Genomic DNA, 15,056 nt, shown 5'->3' with positions numbered 1-15,056 from the left:
AATCGTCCGCTGGCTTTTATGTTTTTTCGGCTTCTCTTTCGGCTTCTTCGGTCCTTCGCTGACTTACGGTTATGATGTTTTGCACCGTGCCGGCGCCGCGGGCCCGGACCGTTTCCAACATCATTGAACCAGCGCATGGGTATTCGCGAACTCGCCAAAGTACTGAAGCTGTCCGTTTCGACCGTGTCGCGCGCCTTGAACGACAGCGACGAGGTGAGCGCCGAAACGCGCGAGCGCGTGCGCGCCGCCGCGCTCGAGCATGGCTATGCGCCCAGCAAGTCGGCAGCGAGCCTGCGCCGGGGACGGCTCGACATCGTCGGGCTGATGCTGCCGGTGCGGCGCGAAGAAGAGACCTACACACTCGGCATTTTCATGAAGCTGGCGGACGGTCTCCAGTCGGTGCTGTCGCGCCACGGCATGGATCTCGTCATGTACTCGAGCGAGTCGTGGGACGACGAGTTCGCGCGGCTGCGGCGCATTGTCGAGCGCCGCCATGTGGACGGCGTGATTCTCGCGGGCACGCGGCGGCACGACGAACGGCTCGATTACGTCGCGAGCCGCCATTTCCCGTTCGTGGCGCTCGGCCGCAGCGAGTCGGGCGGCGAACACGCATGGGTCGATCTGGACTTCGAGGCGGCTGTCACGGAGGGCGTCGAGCGGCTCGTGGCGCAAGGGCATCGGCGTATTGCGCTCGCCATTCCCGGCGGCGACGCGATGCAGGCGCATATCTACCAGCGCGCCTGGAAGAAGGCGATGAAGAAGCACGGGCTAGCCGTGTACGAGGGGTTCGTGCAGCGCAACGAACTCTCCGAGCGGGGCGGCTATCTCGCGACCGAGGCGCTGCTCAACCTGGACGTGCCGCCCGACGCGCTCATGTTCCAGAGCGACTGCATGGCGATCGGCGCGTACCGCAAGCTGCACGAAACGGGCAGGGCGCCGGGCCGCGATCTGGCGATTTCGGGCGGCGTGCTGGCGGGCGAGGTGTCGGAATACCTTGCGCCCCGCCTTTCCGGCTTCACGCTCGACGCCTATGGTCTGGGGCAGCGCCTCGCGCAGGCCCTGCTCGCGCAGTTCCCGGATATTGGCGATACCTACCGCGCCGCGCGCGAGCCGCTGCTGTGGCCGCTGACTTTGCGCGAGCGCGACGACGACGCGGTGACGACCGAGGCCTTGCAACGCTAAAGGTGAGCGAGCCCGCACCTGCCGCGATCGGCATTGCGGTTTCCGCGAATCGACATTGCGATTTTCGCAGCCGGCTTGACAGCACCTCCGTCTGAAGCAACTATTTGGCTGTTTCCGGAAACGTTTCCGGAAAACGCGGTTGCAGCGGCGCAAAGTGGACGTGACCCACGCTGGCGGTTGCGAACCGAACGAGACGGCTCCCGCACCGCCACAGAAAAGAGCCTGAAACAAAGCGCGATTTCCAACGCGCAAAAACGGAGACAGCATGAAGAAGCTACTTGCCGCATCCGCGGCCATTGGTCTGGCATTCTCGCTTTCCTGTGCGTCGCTGCACGCCGCGACGCTTTCGGTCTGGGCCGTGGACGAGCCCGACGACTACACCGCGAAAATGGCGCAGGAATTCGGGAAACTGCATCCCGACGTTCATGTGCAGATTCGCAAGGTGGGTTTCGCGGCGCTCAACGACGAAACCATGCGCGCTGTGATGTCCGGCAACATGCCGGACGTCGTGCCGATCGACAACCCGAACACGGCGATGTTCGCCTCGAAGAATGCGCTGCTCGATCTTGGCCCGTATCTCGCGAAGTCGAAGGTCATCGACGCGAAGCAGATCTTCCCCGGCCCGCTGAAAAACGCCACCTGGAACGGCAAGGTGTATGCGATTCCGCGCGGCACGAATACGCTCGCGCTGTACTACAACAAGGACATGTTCAAGGCAGCCGGGCTCGATCCTGAACACGCGCCGCAGACCTGGGACGAGCTCTATACGGACGCGCAAAAACTCACCGACGCGAAGAAAGGCGTGTACGGCCTCGCGTTTTCGGCCATCAACACGGAAGAGGGCGTGTTCCAGTTCCTGCCGTTCGTGCAGGCCGCGGGCGCGGACTGGGACCGTATGAGCGACCCAGGCGCGGTGCGCGCGGCGGCGTTCTGGCAGAAGCTGCTGGACAGCAAGGTGGCCTCGCCGGACACGCTCACGCATAGCCAGTCGGAGGCGGCGGCCACGTTCATCAACGGCAATGCCGCGATGGACATCGACGGTCCGTGGGAACTGGGCGCCGTGGAGAAGGGTGCGAAGTTCAAGTGGGGCGTGGCGCTCCTGCCGGTCGAGAAGGCGGGCGGCCCGCGCGCCTCGGCGCTTGGCGAGCAGAATCACGGGATCCTGCGCGGCGCGAAGAACCCGGATGTGGCCTTCCAGTTCCTCGAGTACATGTATGCGCAGCGCGGCCGCGACTGGAACGAATTCGGCATGCTGCCGCCTTCGAAGGACACCGTGACGCCCGACCCGAAGTGGCCGCAGGCGTACAAGGTGTTCAACGAGCAGATGCAGTACGCGCGCCCGCGCGGTCCGAACCCGAACTGGCCGAAAATCTCGAAGTCGATTTCCGACGCGATCCAGTCCGTGCTGACACACCAGGCCACGCCGCAACAGGCCATGTCAGCCGACGCGCAGACGGTTCAGGCAGCAGTCAAGTAAGCATTCCGAAGTATGGCATTGAGGTTGCCGCCCGAGGAACGTCGCTTCTTCGGGCGCCGCCCCGCTTTTGAGCGATGAACGCCATGAACACACTTTTGCGCCGTGCTCCGCGCGACCCGGCTGCGGGTCTCCTGCGCCGCTTTCCGCGCGCCCATGCCTTCGAAATATCGCTGGCGGTGTTCGCGCTGCTGTATCTGCTCGTGTTTGCGGGTCTGCCGCTCATCTACAACATCGTGCTGTCGTTTCAGCAGGTCGATTTGATGGCGCCTGCCACGTTGTTGCGGCCGTTCGTTGGGCTCGCGAACTACCGCGATGTGTTCAGCCGTCCCGAGATGCACCAGGTGATCGTGAACACGGTGCTGTTCGTGGGGCTTTCGCTCGTCTTTCAGGTGGTGATCGGCTTTCTGCTGGCACTGCTGTTCGCGCAGGACTTTCCGTTCGCGAGCCTCATGCGCGGTCTCTTTCTCGCTGGCTGGATCATGCCGGGGCTCGTGGTCGGCGTGATCTGGAAGCTGATTTTCGCGGGCGATTACGGCGTGCTCAATCATGTGCTGATGCAAACGCACATCCTGCAAGAGAAGATCTTCTGGCTCTCCGATCCACACTGGTCGCTCTATGCGGTGATCGCCGCGAACGTGTGGCTTGGCGTGCCGTTCAACATGCTGCTGCTTTCGGTGGGGCTCGCGGCCATTCCGGCCGACCTCTACGAAGCGGCCGAACTCGATGGCGCGAATGCCCTGCAACGGTTCGTCGGCATCACACTGCCGATGATGAAGGCCACGCTCGGCGCCGTGATCGCATTGGGCGCGATCCTCACGATGCAGCAGTTCGACCTGATCGCCGCGCTCACGCAGGGCGGCCCCGCCAACTCTTCTTTGGTCGCGCAGTACTGGTCGTGGCAGCTTTCGCTGCAGACCTTCGAGGTGTCGGCGGGCTCGGCGGTCGCCACGGTCATGCTGGTGCTCGTGCTGATCGTCTCGGTGATCTACGTGCGCTCCACGCGCAACGAAAGGATGGTCTGAGATGAAACGACCCCAACTCATGCTGCGCTCCTCCCGGCGGAGGCTGGGATGAAGCGCTACGTGCTGTTCGTCATCGCGCTATGCGTCACGGCGGTTTATCTGTTCCCGCTGTACTGGATGTACATCACCGCGTTCAAGAGCGCGAGCGAGATGTTCCAGTATCCGCCCACCTTTTGGCCGCAGCATTTGCAATCGCACCTGTGGCAGGTGTTCAGCAGCAGCGGCATGGGCAACTTCCTGTGGAACTCGTTCGTGACCGCATGCGGCACCGTGGCGGTGACCGTGTTCGTCGGCACCGGCGCCGCGTACGCACTCGCGTTCGTGCAGAACCGCTGGACCAGTTTCGCGATCTTCGCGGTGCTGGTGCTGCAGGCGCTCCCGTCGAGCCTCATGGTCACGCCGATCTTCACGGCGTTCAAGAGTCTCGGCCTGCTCGATTCGCCGCGTCTTGCCGTCGTGCTCGCGCAGATCACCAAGACGCTGCCGTTCTATATCGTGCTGTGCCGCCCGAGCTTCGTGCAGGTGCCGCGGGAACTGCGCGACGCGGCGCTCGTAGATGGCGCCACGCCTGCGCGCGCGTTCTTCGGCGTGATTTTGCCGCTTGCGGTGAACGGCATTCTCGTCTCGGCGATCCTCGTGTTCCTGCAATCGTTCGGCGAGTACGTGTACGCCCGCTCGCTGATTCTCGACGACCAGTACCAGACCGCCACGGTGGGCCTCTCGGCCTTCGTCGGCGCGACCAAGGTCGACTGGATCGGCATCATGACCTACTCGGCCATTTTCGTCACGCCTATCCTCGTGGCGTTCATGCTGCTGCAACGCAAGATCGTCGCCGGGCTCACCGCCGGCGCGCTCAAGTAACGCATACGGAGAATCGCTGTGGATCGCATACAGATCGAGCGCCTGAGCAAGAGCTACGGAGCCGTGCAGGTTTTGAAGGACATCGATATCAGCGTTCCCGAAGGGTGTTTCGTCGCGCTGGTCGGGCCTTCGGGCTGCGGCAAGTCCACCTTGCTGCGCACCATCGCCGGACTCGAGCCGATCACGGGAGGCACGCTGCGCATCGACGGCCAGGTTGTGAACGACGTGCCGCCGCGCAAGCGCGACGTGGCGATGGTGTTCCAGAGCTACGCGCTCTACCCGCACATGAACATCGAAAAGAACATGTCGTACTCGCTGCGGCTGCGTCGAGCCGCACCCAAGGTCATTCGCGAAAGCATCGACGGCGTGGCGCGCACGCTGGGCCTCGACCATCTGCTCGCGCGCATGCCGCGCCAGCTTTCAGGCGGCCAGCGCCAGCGTGTGGCAATGGGACGGGCAATCGTACGGAATCCGAAGGTGTTTCTGTTCGACGAACCGCTCTCGAACCTCGACGCGGCGCTGCGCGTGCATATGCGCACGGAAATCCGCAAGCTGCACCAGCGTCTTTCCGCGACTTCGGTGTATGTCACGCACGACCAGATCGAGGCGATGACGATGGCCGATCACGTGGTCGTGATGCGCGCGGGCGAAGTCGAGCAGCAGGGCGCGCCGCTCACGTTGTATCACCAGCCTGCCAACCGCTTTGTCGCGGGTTTCATCGGCTCGCCTTCGATGAACTTCATTGAAGCCGTGATCGGCCCGGACGGGCGCAGCGCGCAGTTCGGCGGTGCGCAAGGCGCGAGCGTGCAAACGCTCGACCTGGGCCGCACGCTGCCAGCGGGCGCCGAGGTCTGGATTGGGCTGCGGCCCGAGCATTTGCGGTTGCACCGCGAAGCACAGGGATTGCGCGGCGAGATCGACACCGTGGAGACCACCGGCTCCATGAACTTCATCGCGGTGAAACTCGATGGTGTCGCAACGCCCGTGATGATTGCGCAAGCCGGCGTGTGCGTCATGCGCAGCGGCGAGGCGATCGGGCTCGATATTGCGAGCGAGCACATTCACGTGTTCGACAGGAAGACGGAGCGAGCGCTGTAGAAGAACCGCAGGTGAATCTGGATTGGCTGTTCAATAAGCTATGAGTACATCTAAATGAAAATCAGCGATGGCAACTGGTTGATCCGGGACGGTCTGAACGTCTCGTACTCAGCGTCGCCGCACAGCGTGGAGATCGTCGGCGACGAACTGCTCGTGCACGTGGCGCCGCGCGACGTATCGAACCGCGAGCGGCAGCTCGACACGGGCCTCTTTACGTGGCGCTTCTTTTCGCCGCAAAGCGGCGTGATTGGCGTGCGCGTCGAGCATTTTGCCGGTGTGCGCGACCGTGGTCCGCATTTCGCGCTCAACCGCGAAGCGACGGAAGTCGTCACGCACAACACCGAAGAAGAGGCGAGCCTCACCAGCGGCTCGCTTACTGTGCGCATCGTGAAGTCGGGCGACTGGTCGGTGGACTTCCTGCGCGACGGCGAGCGCATCACCGGCAGCGCCTTTCGCGCGAGCGGCCAGGTTCAAGACGCCAACCAGCAGGGTGCCGCGTTCATGTTTGAGCGGCTCGATCTGGGCGTGGGCGAGAACGTTTATGGACTCGGCGAGCGCTTTACCGCCTTCGTGAAGAACGGCCAGGTGGTCGAGAGCTGGAACCGCGACGGCGGCACCGGCACTGAGCAGGCGTACAAGAACGTGCCGTTCTATCTGACCAATCGCGGTTACGGCGTGCTGGTGAATCATCCGGAGAACGTATCGTTCGAAGTGGCCAGCGAGAAGGTCGCGAAGGTGCAGTTCAGCGTGGCGGGCGAGCGGCTCGAATACTACGTGATCGACGGCCCCACGCCCAAAGCGGTGCTGGAGCGCTTCACGCAGCTCACCGGTCGGCCTGCGCTGCCGCCCGCGTGGTCATTCGGCCTGTGGCTTACCACGTCGTTCACCACGAATTACGACGAAGCCACGGTGAATCACTTCATCGACGGCATGGCCGAGCGTGGCATTCCGCTGCACGTGTTCCACTTCGACTGCTTCTGGATGAAGGCCTTCCACTGGTGCGATTTCGAGTGGAACCGCGAGACTTTTCCCGATCCGCAGGGCATGCTCGCACGCCTCAAGGCGCGCGGGCTGAAGATCTGCGTGTGGATCAATCCGTATGTCGCGCAGCCGTCGCCGTTGTTTGCCGAAGGCATGGCGAAAGGCTATTTGCTGCGCAAGCCCAATGGCGACGTGTGGCAGTGGGACCGCTGGCAGCCGGGCCAGGGCATCGTCGACTTTACGAACCCCGCTGCGGCGCAGTGGTATGCGGGCCATTTGCGGCGTTTGCTGGAAATGGGCGTGGACTGCTTCAAGACGGATTTCGGCGAGCGCATTCCCACCGACGTGGTCTACCACGACGGCTCCGATCCGCAAAAAATGCACAACTACTACAGCTACCTCTACAACAAAGTGGTGTTCAACGTGCTACGCGAGGTGCGCGGCGAGGGCGAGGCGGTGGTGTTTGCGCGCTCCGGCACCGTAGGCAGCCAGCAGTTGCCCGTGCATTGGGGCGGCGACTGCAGCGCGACCTATGAGTCGATGGCCGAGACGCTGCGTGGCGGCCTGTCGCTGGGCTTGAGCGGCTTCGGCTTCTGGAGCCACGACATCGGCGGATTCGAGCACACCGCGCCCGCCGACGTTTACAAGCGCTGGTGCGCGTTCGGGCTGCTGTCGAGCCACAGCCGCCTGCACGGCAGCAAGTCGTATCGCGTTCCATGGCTGTTCGACGATGAAGCCGTGGACGTGGTGCGCCATTTCACCGAATGGAAGTCGCGTCTCATGCCGTACCTGTTCGACGCCGCGCGGGAGGCCGTCGATCGCGGTACGCCGATGCTGCGCGCCATGCTGCTGGAGTTTCCCGGCGACCCGGCCTGCGAGCATCTGGACCGTCAGTATCTGCTCGGCGAATCGCTGCTGGTGGCGCCGGTTTTCAACGCCGTGGGCGACGTGGACTTCTGGCTGCCTTCGGGGCGCTGGACGCATCTGTTCACGGGCAAGCAGGTCGAGGGCGGCCGGTGGCTGCGCGAGCGACACGGTTTTTTGAGCCTGCCGGTCTACGTGCGGCCGAATACGCTGCTCGCGATCGGGACCGAGGACCAGCGTCCCGATTACGACTACGCGTCGCGCAGCGAACTGCATCTGTTCGAGCTGGCCGATGGCGCGAGTGCGGCGGCGACGCTGCGCGACGAGGGCGGCGCGCGCGTGACGCATGTGTGCGTGACGCGGCACGGCGATACGCTGAACGTGCGATACGACGGCGTGAAGGGAGCGTTGCCGCTCACGCTGCGGCAATGGCCCGAACTGCGCGACGCCGGCGGGTTGAAAACGCACGCCGGGGAATCGGGTGTGGTGGTGCAGTTGCCCGCGGGTGAGGGGGAGGTGGTTTTGCGCATCCATGCGTAAGCCGTGGGCTGCGAGCGCCAGAAATGCGACTGGCCCGTCATCGCAATTACGATGACGGGCCAGAAGGCAACAACCAGGCAACAACTACAAAGCGCGGCTTCTTACTGCGCTGCTTGACCGGCTTGCGACGAACCGCTCTTCACGCCGCCCACTGCGCTGTTCTGCGCAGCGACGCGAGCTTCGGCAGCCTGAATGTTCGCCGGATATTCATTGGGGTTCGAACGTGCCGGATTGAAGCCGGCCTTTTCGACTTGAACCATGTCTGCGCGGACTTGCTCGCGGGTCACGGGCTGGTTCGACTGGGCGAACGCGGCAACCGGAGCGGCAAAGGCGGCAGCAATAACGACGGCTTGGATGAGCGATTTCATGACAGTAACCTCCAGATTTGCTTTCTTTTTGAGCTGCCTACAGGGTTGTTTGCAGCAGTGAAGGCAGTGTAGGAGGGTCGGGGACTAGGGTAAATACCTAAGAAACGAATTCACTGTTTCCCCCGTGAGAACAATCCGGGTATGTGCGTCGCGCACAGCGGCAATTTAGCGAACGTGCGCAAGCAAACGGGGTCAGACCATGCTGGGCGTCACGCCGATCGTATCGACGAACTCCGTCTTCCCCATGCCGCGCGACTTGGCCCGGTACATGGCGCTGTCCACGGCGCGCATCAAGGTTCGCGCATCGAGCGAGCGGCTGCCGCTGCCTTCCGTGAGCAGGCATACGCCGATGCTGCACGACACGGTCACCGGAAATCCACCCACAGTGCGCATGTTGGCGAGAATCGCGTGGATGCTGTTGGCAACGGTGAGTGCGTCGTTCTTGTCGTAGACGTGACGCGCCAGCACGACGAATTCGTCGCCACCGAGGCGTGCGAGCGTATCGCCGCGCCGCATGCGGCGCACCAGCGCGTCGGCGAAGCTGCGCAGCAGTTCGTCGCCCACCGCGTGCCCGAACGAGTCGTTCACTTCCTTGAAGCCATCGAGATCGACGAGGAGCATGGCGGTGCGCTCGACTTCGCCGACGCGTGTAAAGAGCGTGCGCCCAATGGCCTGCTCGAGGCGCACGCGGTTGTAGAGGCCAGTGAGCGGATCGGTGGACGCCTGGCGCTCCAGCCGGTGCACGAGCACGGCCAGATAGACCGACGTCGCGACGATGCTGAGCGCAATGCCGAGGGCGGCCGTGATGTTGGCGCGCCACCAGGGTTGCCAGTGCATCAGGCCCATGATGCCGACGAGCGCGACGACACAGGAAAGGCCCAGCATGCGCTGCCCATAACGGCAGCCCGCGCCGACCAGAAACCAGAACGCCACCCACAGGAGCGGCAGCGCAGCCGTGCCGCCCACGGCCAGCGCAGCGGTGACGATCGCCTGATCGGCGCACGTGAACAGCGCGAGGCGCACGAGCGAGCGTGCCGGCGCAACGGTCACCGCCACATACGTGATGACGCCGAACGCCACATAAGCGGTGATCGCGAGTAGCGCCGCGTAGACGTGGGTCGAGCGATAGATCGAGCAGGCAACGAGGTAGGCGAGAAGCACGACGGAACCGAGCGTGATGCGCAATACGGCCTGCTCTTTCTCAGGGTCCTTCGGAAATGCGCGAAACAACGCTTTCCCGGGCCAGGAATGTGTTTCCGTCTCGCCCATGGCAGCCACCCCCGCTGTAATTCTGTATTTTGTAGCCCGGTAGTGTACCCCACAGATATTCCGTATCGAGACGCCAAAAAAACGAAATTCAACGGCGCGTTGTGTCGATGCGCGTTGCATGCGCGGTGAGCACCCGACGTATGGCGTCGCGCTGGACAACGCCACCTGATACAACGCAATGCGGCAACGCAATTTCGCGCCGAATGACCGATACTGTGGCGCGCATTGCGTGCAATCCATCAGTTCCGAATACGCTCGGTCAATCCATTAAAGGAGGCGTCATGGGTAGGGAAGGTCTGGAAAAGCAAGGCATGTCGTGTGATCGGCTCGCGCGGATCGAACGTTTTCTCGACGAGAACTACGTCGCCACCGGCACGCTCGCCGGCACCGTTACCCAGGTGTGGCGGCGTGGCGAACTCGCGCTGAACTCGGTGCTGGGTCTCGCCGACCGCGAACGGCAGACGCCCATGGCCGAGGACTCGATCTTCCGCATCTACTCGATGACCAAGCCCGTGACTTCGGTAGCGATCATGATGCTGGTCGAGGAGTGCAAGATCGCGCTCGACGATCCCGTCAGCAAGTACATCCCCGCATGGGAAAAGCTCGGCGTGTACGCGGGCGGCTTCATGGAGAGTTTCCAGACGCGTGCGTGCGCGCGCCCGATGCGCGTGGTCGACCTTTTGCGGCATACCTCTGGCTTGACGTACGGGTTTCACCAGAACACCAATGTCGATGCGGCCTATCGCAAGATCAATGTGGGTGCGCTTGCGACCGCGGGCACGCTCGACGAAATGATCGAGAAGCTCGCCACGCTGCCGCTGGAATTTTCGCCCGGCGAAGCGTGGAACTATTCGGTATCCACGGACGTGCTCGGTTATCTCGTGGGCAAGGTCAGCGGCATGGCCTTCGAGGACTTTCTGAAATCGCGGATCTTCGACCCGCTCGGTATGGTCGATACGGCCTTTTACGTGCCGCAGGAGAAGCTGTCGCGCTTCTGCGCCTGCTATGCCATCGGTGCGCTCGGCTCGAATGTCGTCTCCGAAAAAGGACCGACGCTGCAGGACGATCCCCACACCAGCGCTTATCGCGAGCCGCCTTCGTTTGTTTCGGGCGGCGGCGGCCTCGTTTCCACGGCGGCGGACTATATGCGGTTCTCACGCATGCTGCTGCAGGGCGGCGAGTTGGACGGCGTGCGGCTCCTGGGACCGAAGACTATCGAACTGATGACCGCCAACCATCTGCCGGGTGGCGTCGACCTGCCGCGCCTCTCGCGCTCGATGTTCAGCGAAGCCGCTTACGAAGGCGTTGGCTTCGGGCTCGGCTTCGCCACGACGATCACGCCTGAATCCACGCTGATTCCGGGCAATGCGGGCGACTTCTTCTGGGGCGGCGCGGCCAGCACCTTCTTCTGGGTCGATCCGCGCGAGGACATGATCGTGCTGTTTCTCACCCAGCTCTTGCCCTCGACTGCGTACCCGATTCGCCGGCAGTTGCGCACGCTCGTGTACAGCGCGATTACGGAGTGCGGAACGTAAGCGCCGCAATGGACCCGCTTTCCGATGTGCTCTCCCTGCTGAAGGTCAAAAGCGTGCTTTCGGCGCGCTTTGAGGCCGCGGGTCCCTGGGCGCTGCGATTTCCCGCGTATCGGCACGTCAAATTCGGCGGCGTGATCAAGGGTGCGCGATGGGTATGGATCGAAGGCCTTACCGCGCCCGTGAAAATGGAGGAAGGGGACTTCTGTCTCCTCACGAATGGCTCGCCTTACTGCTTTGCCAGCGATCCGGGCGTCGCGCTGCAAGATGGGGCGCAGGTATTTGCCAGTTACCTGGATGCAGATGGGATCGTGCGCTATGGACCTGGCGACATGCGCACGATCAGCGTCGGAGGACAGTTCGAATTCGACGACGACATGAGCAGCTTGCTGCTCAATTTCCTGCCGCCCCTTGTTCACACTGAAGACGGGCAATGACAGTCTCTCGCGCATCGCTGCCGCCGTTGGCTATACGTCCGAAACCACGTTCAGCTCGACTTTCAAAAAGATGTTTGGCCTGAGTCCCGGCCGGTATCGCTCGGAAGCACGAAAGCAAGGTATTAACGCCGCCGGGCCTGGACCCACATCACAATATCTTCCCGATAACTGGAAGATAGATTCCTGATATCGACGGATTCTCTCGTCATTCGCGAGTGAGTAGCATCTGCTGCAATGCAACTCGATCTCGAAGAGAGAACGTCATGAACCGCCTGAATCTGGCTTCGATTCGCAAAGACGCCTTTGCGATGCCGGTCCATAACCCCGCCTATCCCCGGCCGCCGTACCGCTTCATCAACCGGGAATATTTCATCGTCACCTACGAGACCGATTTCGATGCGCTGCGAGCCGTCGTGCCGGAGCCATTGCGTGCGGAAAACAATCATGTGCACTACGAATTTATTCGCATGCCGGATTCGTCGGGCTTTGGCGACTACACCGAAACCGGTCAGGTCATTACGGTGCGCGACCAGGAAGGTCGCCTTGGCAACTACACGCATTCGATGTACCTCGACGACGAAGGCCCGATAGCCGGTGGCCGGGAACTCTGGGGTTTTCCGAAGAAGCTGGCGAAACCGACCTTGAGCATCGATGGCAATGACACGCTTCTCGGCACGCTCGACTACGGCACACAACGCGTTGCCACCGGCACGATGGGCTACAAGCATGTGCCGCTCGATATCGAAGCCGAACGCAAGAAGCTTGCGGAAACGCCGAATTATCTGCTGAAGGTGATTCCGCACGTCGACGGCTCGGCGCGCGTCTGCGAGCTCGTGCGTTTCTACCTGCGCGACGTGAGCGTGCTCGGGGCGTGGACGGGGCCGGCTGCGCTCGAGTTTCATCCGCATGCGTTGGCGCCCGTGGCCGATTTGCCGGTGAAGCGGGTTGTCGGCGCGCGGCACCTGATCGCCAATCTCACGCTGGATATCGGCGAGGTTGCGTTCGACTATCTGGCTCAAAGCGAAGCCATCAAGCTCGCAGCCAACGAATAAGGTTGCGCGGATTTGCGCAGAGGTAAGCAACATGTCTTTGAACAACAAAGCCGCGTTTGTGCTTCCGAACTACGACGAAGTCGCTCTCGTGCTTCAGGGCGGTGGCGCGCTCGGGTCATACCAGGCCGGTGTGTACGAAGGTCTCGCCGAGATGGGCGTGCATCCGGATACGGTCTCCGGCATTTCGATTGGCGCTCTGAATACCGCCATCATCGCAGGCAATGCGCCGGAAAACCGCGTGGCGGCCTTGCAGGGTTTCTGGACCCGCATTTGCCATCCGCGCGACTGGATCGGTGGTCTGGGCGCATGGATGCCGCCCCTGTTCGGCATGCACGACTTCCCGCGCAAGTGGGCCAGCGTGTGGGCGGCCGGGCGCGCCCTGACCGAGGGCCAGCCGGGCTTTTTCTCGCCGCGCGTGCCGTTGCCGGTGGCGGGTTTCGGGAAACAACACCCCAATGCGATCAGCTACTACGATACGGCCGCGTTGAAGCAGACGTTGCTGGAATTCGCCGATTTCGACCGGATCAACGACGGCGACGTTCGTGTTTCGGTGGGCGCGGTGAACGTGCGGAGCGGCAACCTGGTGTACTTCGACAACACGAAAATGCGTCTGAAGCCCGAGCATTTCATGGCGTCGGGGGCGCTGCCGCCAGGGTTTCCTGCAGTCGAGATCGACGGCGAATATTACTGGGACGGCGGCCTCGTGTCGAACACGCCGTTGACCGAGGTGCTGCGCGATGCGGACCACAAGAACGCGCTGGTGTTTCAGGTCGATCTCTGGAGCGCGCGCGGCAATGCGCCGGGGGACTTCTTCGACATCTCGGCACGCGCCAAGGACATTCAGTATTCGAGCCGCACGCGCGCGGTGACGAGCATGCTGGCGGATCGCCAGAAGCACGCCCGCTTTATCAAGGAGTTGCTCGCGCACATTCCTGCTGAACTGCGCAGCGCCGATCCGCTGTTTCGTCTCGCCGAAGAGGCAGCCGACGGCAGCGCGATCAACGTGGTGCACCTCATTTACAAGAACAAGCCTTATGAAGGGCACTATAAGGACTACGAATTCAGCATCGATACGATGCAGGAGCATTGGGAAAGCGGTCTCGAAGATATTCGCGATTCGTTTTCGCATCGCGAGTGGTTCGACGTGCCGAGCCGCGAGCAGGGGTTCGTCACACACGACGTGCATCGCTTGCCGGGTTCTGTGCCGCAGTGCGATCGCGATGCGCTCATTTTGCCCCTCGCGGAACAGGAAAAGATCGCCGAAGGCGGCCTGCCGATCGAGGCCCGCGAACCGGCCGGGGAGAGCGTATCGTGAGTAAAGAGCCCTATAGCAGCACAGTGGATCGCCTGTGCGCGGAAGCTTTGCGGACGCCGTGGGGCTATATTTTTCGCAGCATCGCCATGATTGCGCTGGCGGTTTCTCCGGCGATCGTGTGCGCCTACCTCGCGCAGGCTTCAGCGCGGTGGGACCTGTTCGAGCGGTCCGGATCGGTCATCACCATCACGGGTCTTTTGCTGGCGTCGCGCCGCTATCTCGAGCACACCGTGACGGATCTGGTGGTCGCCCGCAGAAGCGAGGACGCTGGAATCCAGCCTCATCACGCGTTGAGCGAAGTGTTGGCGGCGAGGCGTGGACTGACGCTTTCGGCGTTTGGCACACTCATTTGGGGATGGGGCATATTCCTGCGGTGGTGGAGCTTCGGCGTGCTGGCGTTGTGGATGGCATTCGTGGTCTACCGTGCGTTTCGCGACCCGGTGTTACAACGCTCATTCGACGACGATGACCTGCTGCCATGAAAAATATGGACGATGCGATAAGAAATCCGGTCGTTTGATGATGGATCGAGCGGACGGCGTGATGAAAAATGCTTGCACGCGGCCTTTACCGCGTGCTCGCGCCGCACGCATCGCGAGCATTCCATTTCCAACGCCCACAAGTGCCATGTCAACTATGTCGCAAACCCAACACGCCACTGGCAAAGACGAACTGATCGCCCGTCTCATCCCTTTTCTGCAAGAGGTCAAGGACATGACCACGGGCATTGAGGTCGAGCAATGGCTAAACACGAAATACGGTGTTGAAAGCGCGGTGTACAAGGACCTCGCGCGTCTGATTACGCTGGGCGTAAAGGAAGGCTGGGCGGCCGACATCGAGGTCGCCGGTCCGAGTTACCGTCGCTCAACTGTCTTCGCGCCCAGCGCTCAAACGTTCTTCTTCAGTGCGACGGCGGTGCTGCTGGACAGCACGGATAACACCCAGCACAACCCGGAAGGCAGTTTTCGCGCCGGACTGCATTTTCATCCGTACGGCGAGATCAATCTCGTGGTGCCGATGAATGCGGGCGCGGCGCTCGCGGGTACGAACGGCTGGTG

15 protein-coding genes are annotated in these 15,056 nt (G+C 62.5%); 13 read left to right on the top strand and 2 right to left on the bottom strand.

Annotated elements, in window-relative coordinates:
* Window positions 1-135: 135 nt before the first annotated feature.
* The 6 genes from VSR72_RS22010 (at window position 136) to yicI (ending at window position 8,025) form a co-directional block, all read left to right on the top strand.
* Window positions 136-1,182 carry a substrate-binding domain-containing protein gene (locus VSR72_RS22010; protein ID WP_342954446.1) on the top strand — a complete coding sequence of 349 codons (1,047 nt, stop codon included), beginning with the start codon at window positions 136-138 and terminating at the stop codon, window positions 1,180-1,182.
* 265 nt (window positions 1,183-1,447) lie between these two features.
* Window positions 1,448-2,659 carry a sugar ABC transporter substrate-binding protein gene (locus tag VSR72_RS22005; protein ID WP_342954445.1) on the top strand — a complete coding sequence of 404 codons (1,212 nt, stop codon included), beginning with the start codon at window positions 1,448-1,450 and terminating at the stop codon, window positions 2,657-2,659.
* Between the two features lie 83 nt (window positions 2,660-2,742).
* A complete protein-coding gene (locus VSR72_RS22000) occupies window positions 2,743-3,681 on the top strand; it encodes a sugar ABC transporter permease (RefSeq protein WP_342954444.1) in 939 nt (312 codons plus the stop codon).
* Window positions 3,682-3,729: 48 nt separating this feature from the next.
* The gene (locus VSR72_RS21995; protein WP_342954443.1) at window positions 3,730-4,542 is read left to right on the top strand and encodes a carbohydrate ABC transporter permease; all 813 of its coding nucleotides are present in this window, start codon (window positions 3,730-3,732) and stop codon (window positions 4,540-4,542) included.
* An 18-nt stretch (window positions 4,543-4,560) separates the two neighbouring features.
* Complete coding sequence (ugpC, locus tag VSR72_RS21990; protein WP_342954442.1) at window positions 4,561-5,640, top strand: sn-glycerol-3-phosphate ABC transporter ATP-binding protein UgpC; 1,080 nt, start codon at window positions 4,561-4,563, stop codon at window positions 5,638-5,640.
* Between the two features lie 54 nt (window positions 5,641-5,694).
* A complete protein-coding gene (gene yicI, locus VSR72_RS21985) occupies window positions 5,695-8,025 on the top strand; it encodes an alpha-xylosidase (protein WP_342954441.1) in 2,331 nt (776 codons plus the stop codon).
* Between the two features lie 101 nt (window positions 8,026-8,126).
* Here yicI and VSR72_RS21980 read toward each other — a convergent pair whose 3' ends face one another.
* Together VSR72_RS21980 and VSR72_RS21975 are read right to left on the bottom strand one after the other, a co-directional pair.
* Window positions 8,127-8,393 (bottom strand): DUF4148 domain-containing protein, encoded by a 267-nt coding sequence (locus VSR72_RS21980; RefSeq protein WP_342954440.1) that lies wholly within the window; start codon window positions 8,391-8,393, stop codon window positions 8,127-8,129.
* 192 nt (window positions 8,394-8,585) lie between these two features.
* The gene (locus VSR72_RS21975) at window positions 8,586-9,623 is read right to left on the bottom strand and encodes a GGDEF domain-containing protein (RefSeq protein ID WP_342954439.1); all 1,038 of its coding nucleotides are present in this window, start codon (window positions 9,621-9,623) and stop codon (window positions 8,586-8,588) included.
* A 320-nt stretch (window positions 9,624-9,943) separates the two neighbouring features.
* Here VSR72_RS21975 and VSR72_RS21970 point away from each other — a divergent pair, with 320 nt between their 5' ends.
* The 7 genes from VSR72_RS21970 to VSR72_RS21940 form a co-directional block, all read left to right on the top strand.
* A complete protein-coding gene (locus tag VSR72_RS21970) occupies window positions 9,944-11,197 on the top strand; it encodes a serine hydrolase domain-containing protein (RefSeq protein ID WP_342954438.1) in 1,254 nt (417 codons plus the stop codon).
* A gap of 8 nt (window positions 11,198-11,205) precedes the next feature.
* On the top strand, window positions 11,206-11,631 hold the full coding sequence (locus VSR72_RS21965) for a cupin domain-containing protein (protein ID WP_342954437.1): 426 nt from the start codon (window positions 11,206-11,208) through the stop codon (window positions 11,629-11,631).
* Entirely contained in the window at window positions 11,606-11,818 is a 213-nt protein-coding gene (locus VSR72_RS21960; protein WP_342954436.1) for a helix-turn-helix domain-containing protein, read from the top strand. The genes VSR72_RS21965 and VSR72_RS21960 overlap by 26 nt, the downstream gene beginning before the upstream one ends.
* Before the next feature lie 85 nt (window positions 11,819-11,903).
* A complete protein-coding gene (locus VSR72_RS21955) occupies window positions 11,904-12,683 on the top strand; it encodes an acetoacetate decarboxylase (protein ID WP_342954624.1) in 780 nt (259 codons plus the stop codon).
* Between the two features lie 31 nt (window positions 12,684-12,714).
* Window positions 12,715-13,998, top strand: a complete 1,284-nt coding sequence (locus VSR72_RS21950) for a patatin-like phospholipase family protein (protein WP_342954435.1) — start codon at window positions 12,715-12,717, stop codon at window positions 13,996-13,998.
* Window positions 13,995-14,480 carry a hypothetical protein gene (locus tag VSR72_RS21945; protein ID WP_342954434.1) on the top strand — a complete coding sequence of 162 codons (486 nt, stop codon included), beginning with the start codon at window positions 13,995-13,997 and terminating at the stop codon, window positions 14,478-14,480. Before VSR72_RS21950 ends, VSR72_RS21945 begins: the two co-directional genes overlap by 4 nt.
* A 154-nt stretch (window positions 14,481-14,634) precedes the next feature.
* Window positions 14,635-15,056 (top strand): DUF4863 family protein (locus VSR72_RS21940; protein WP_342954623.1); only part of this gene is annotated, 422 nt, incomplete at its 3' end.

Origin of the sequence: Paraburkholderia sp. JHI869 (assembly GCF_038900775.1) — a bacterium.
GTDB lineage: Bacteria > Pseudomonadota > Gammaproteobacteria > Burkholderiales > Burkholderiaceae > Paraburkholderia.
The sequence above is the reverse complement of the archived record's forward strand: the minus strand, read 5'-3'. Positions and strand labels throughout refer to the sequence as shown.

Bases quoted from the DNA above. Each gene is read 5' to 3' on its own strand.
- VSR72_RS22010 (WP_342954446.1), top strand. From the start codon at position 136: ATGGGTATTCGCGAACTCGCCAAAGTACTGAAGCTGTCCGTTTCGACC.
- VSR72_RS22005 (WP_342954445.1), top strand. From the start codon at position 1,448: ATGAAGAAGCTACTTGCCGCATCCGCGGCCATTGGTCTGGCATTCTCG.
- VSR72_RS22000 (WP_342954444.1), top strand. From the start codon at position 2,743: ATGAACACACTTTTGCGCCGTGCTCCGCGCGACCCGGCTGCGGGTCTC.
- VSR72_RS21995 (WP_342954443.1), top strand. From the start codon at position 3,730: ATGAAGCGCTACGTGCTGTTCGTCATCGCGCTATGCGTCACGGCGGTT.
- yicI (WP_342954441.1), top strand. From the start codon at position 5,695: ATGAAAATCAGCGATGGCAACTGGTTGATCCGGGACGGTCTGAACGTC.
- VSR72_RS21980 (WP_342954440.1), bottom strand. From the start codon at position 8,393: ATGAAATCGCTCATCCAAGCCGTCGTTATTGCTGCCGCCTTTGCCGCT.
- VSR72_RS21970 (WP_342954438.1), top strand. From the start codon at position 9,944: ATGGGTAGGGAAGGTCTGGAAAAGCAAGGCATGTCGTGTGATCGGCTC.
- VSR72_RS21965 (WP_342954437.1), top strand. From the start codon at position 11,206: ATGGACCCGCTTTCCGATGTGCTCTCCCTGCTGAAGGTCAAAAGCGTG.
- VSR72_RS21950 (WP_342954435.1), top strand. From the start codon at position 12,715: ATGTCTTTGAACAACAAAGCCGCGTTTGTGCTTCCGAACTACGACGAA.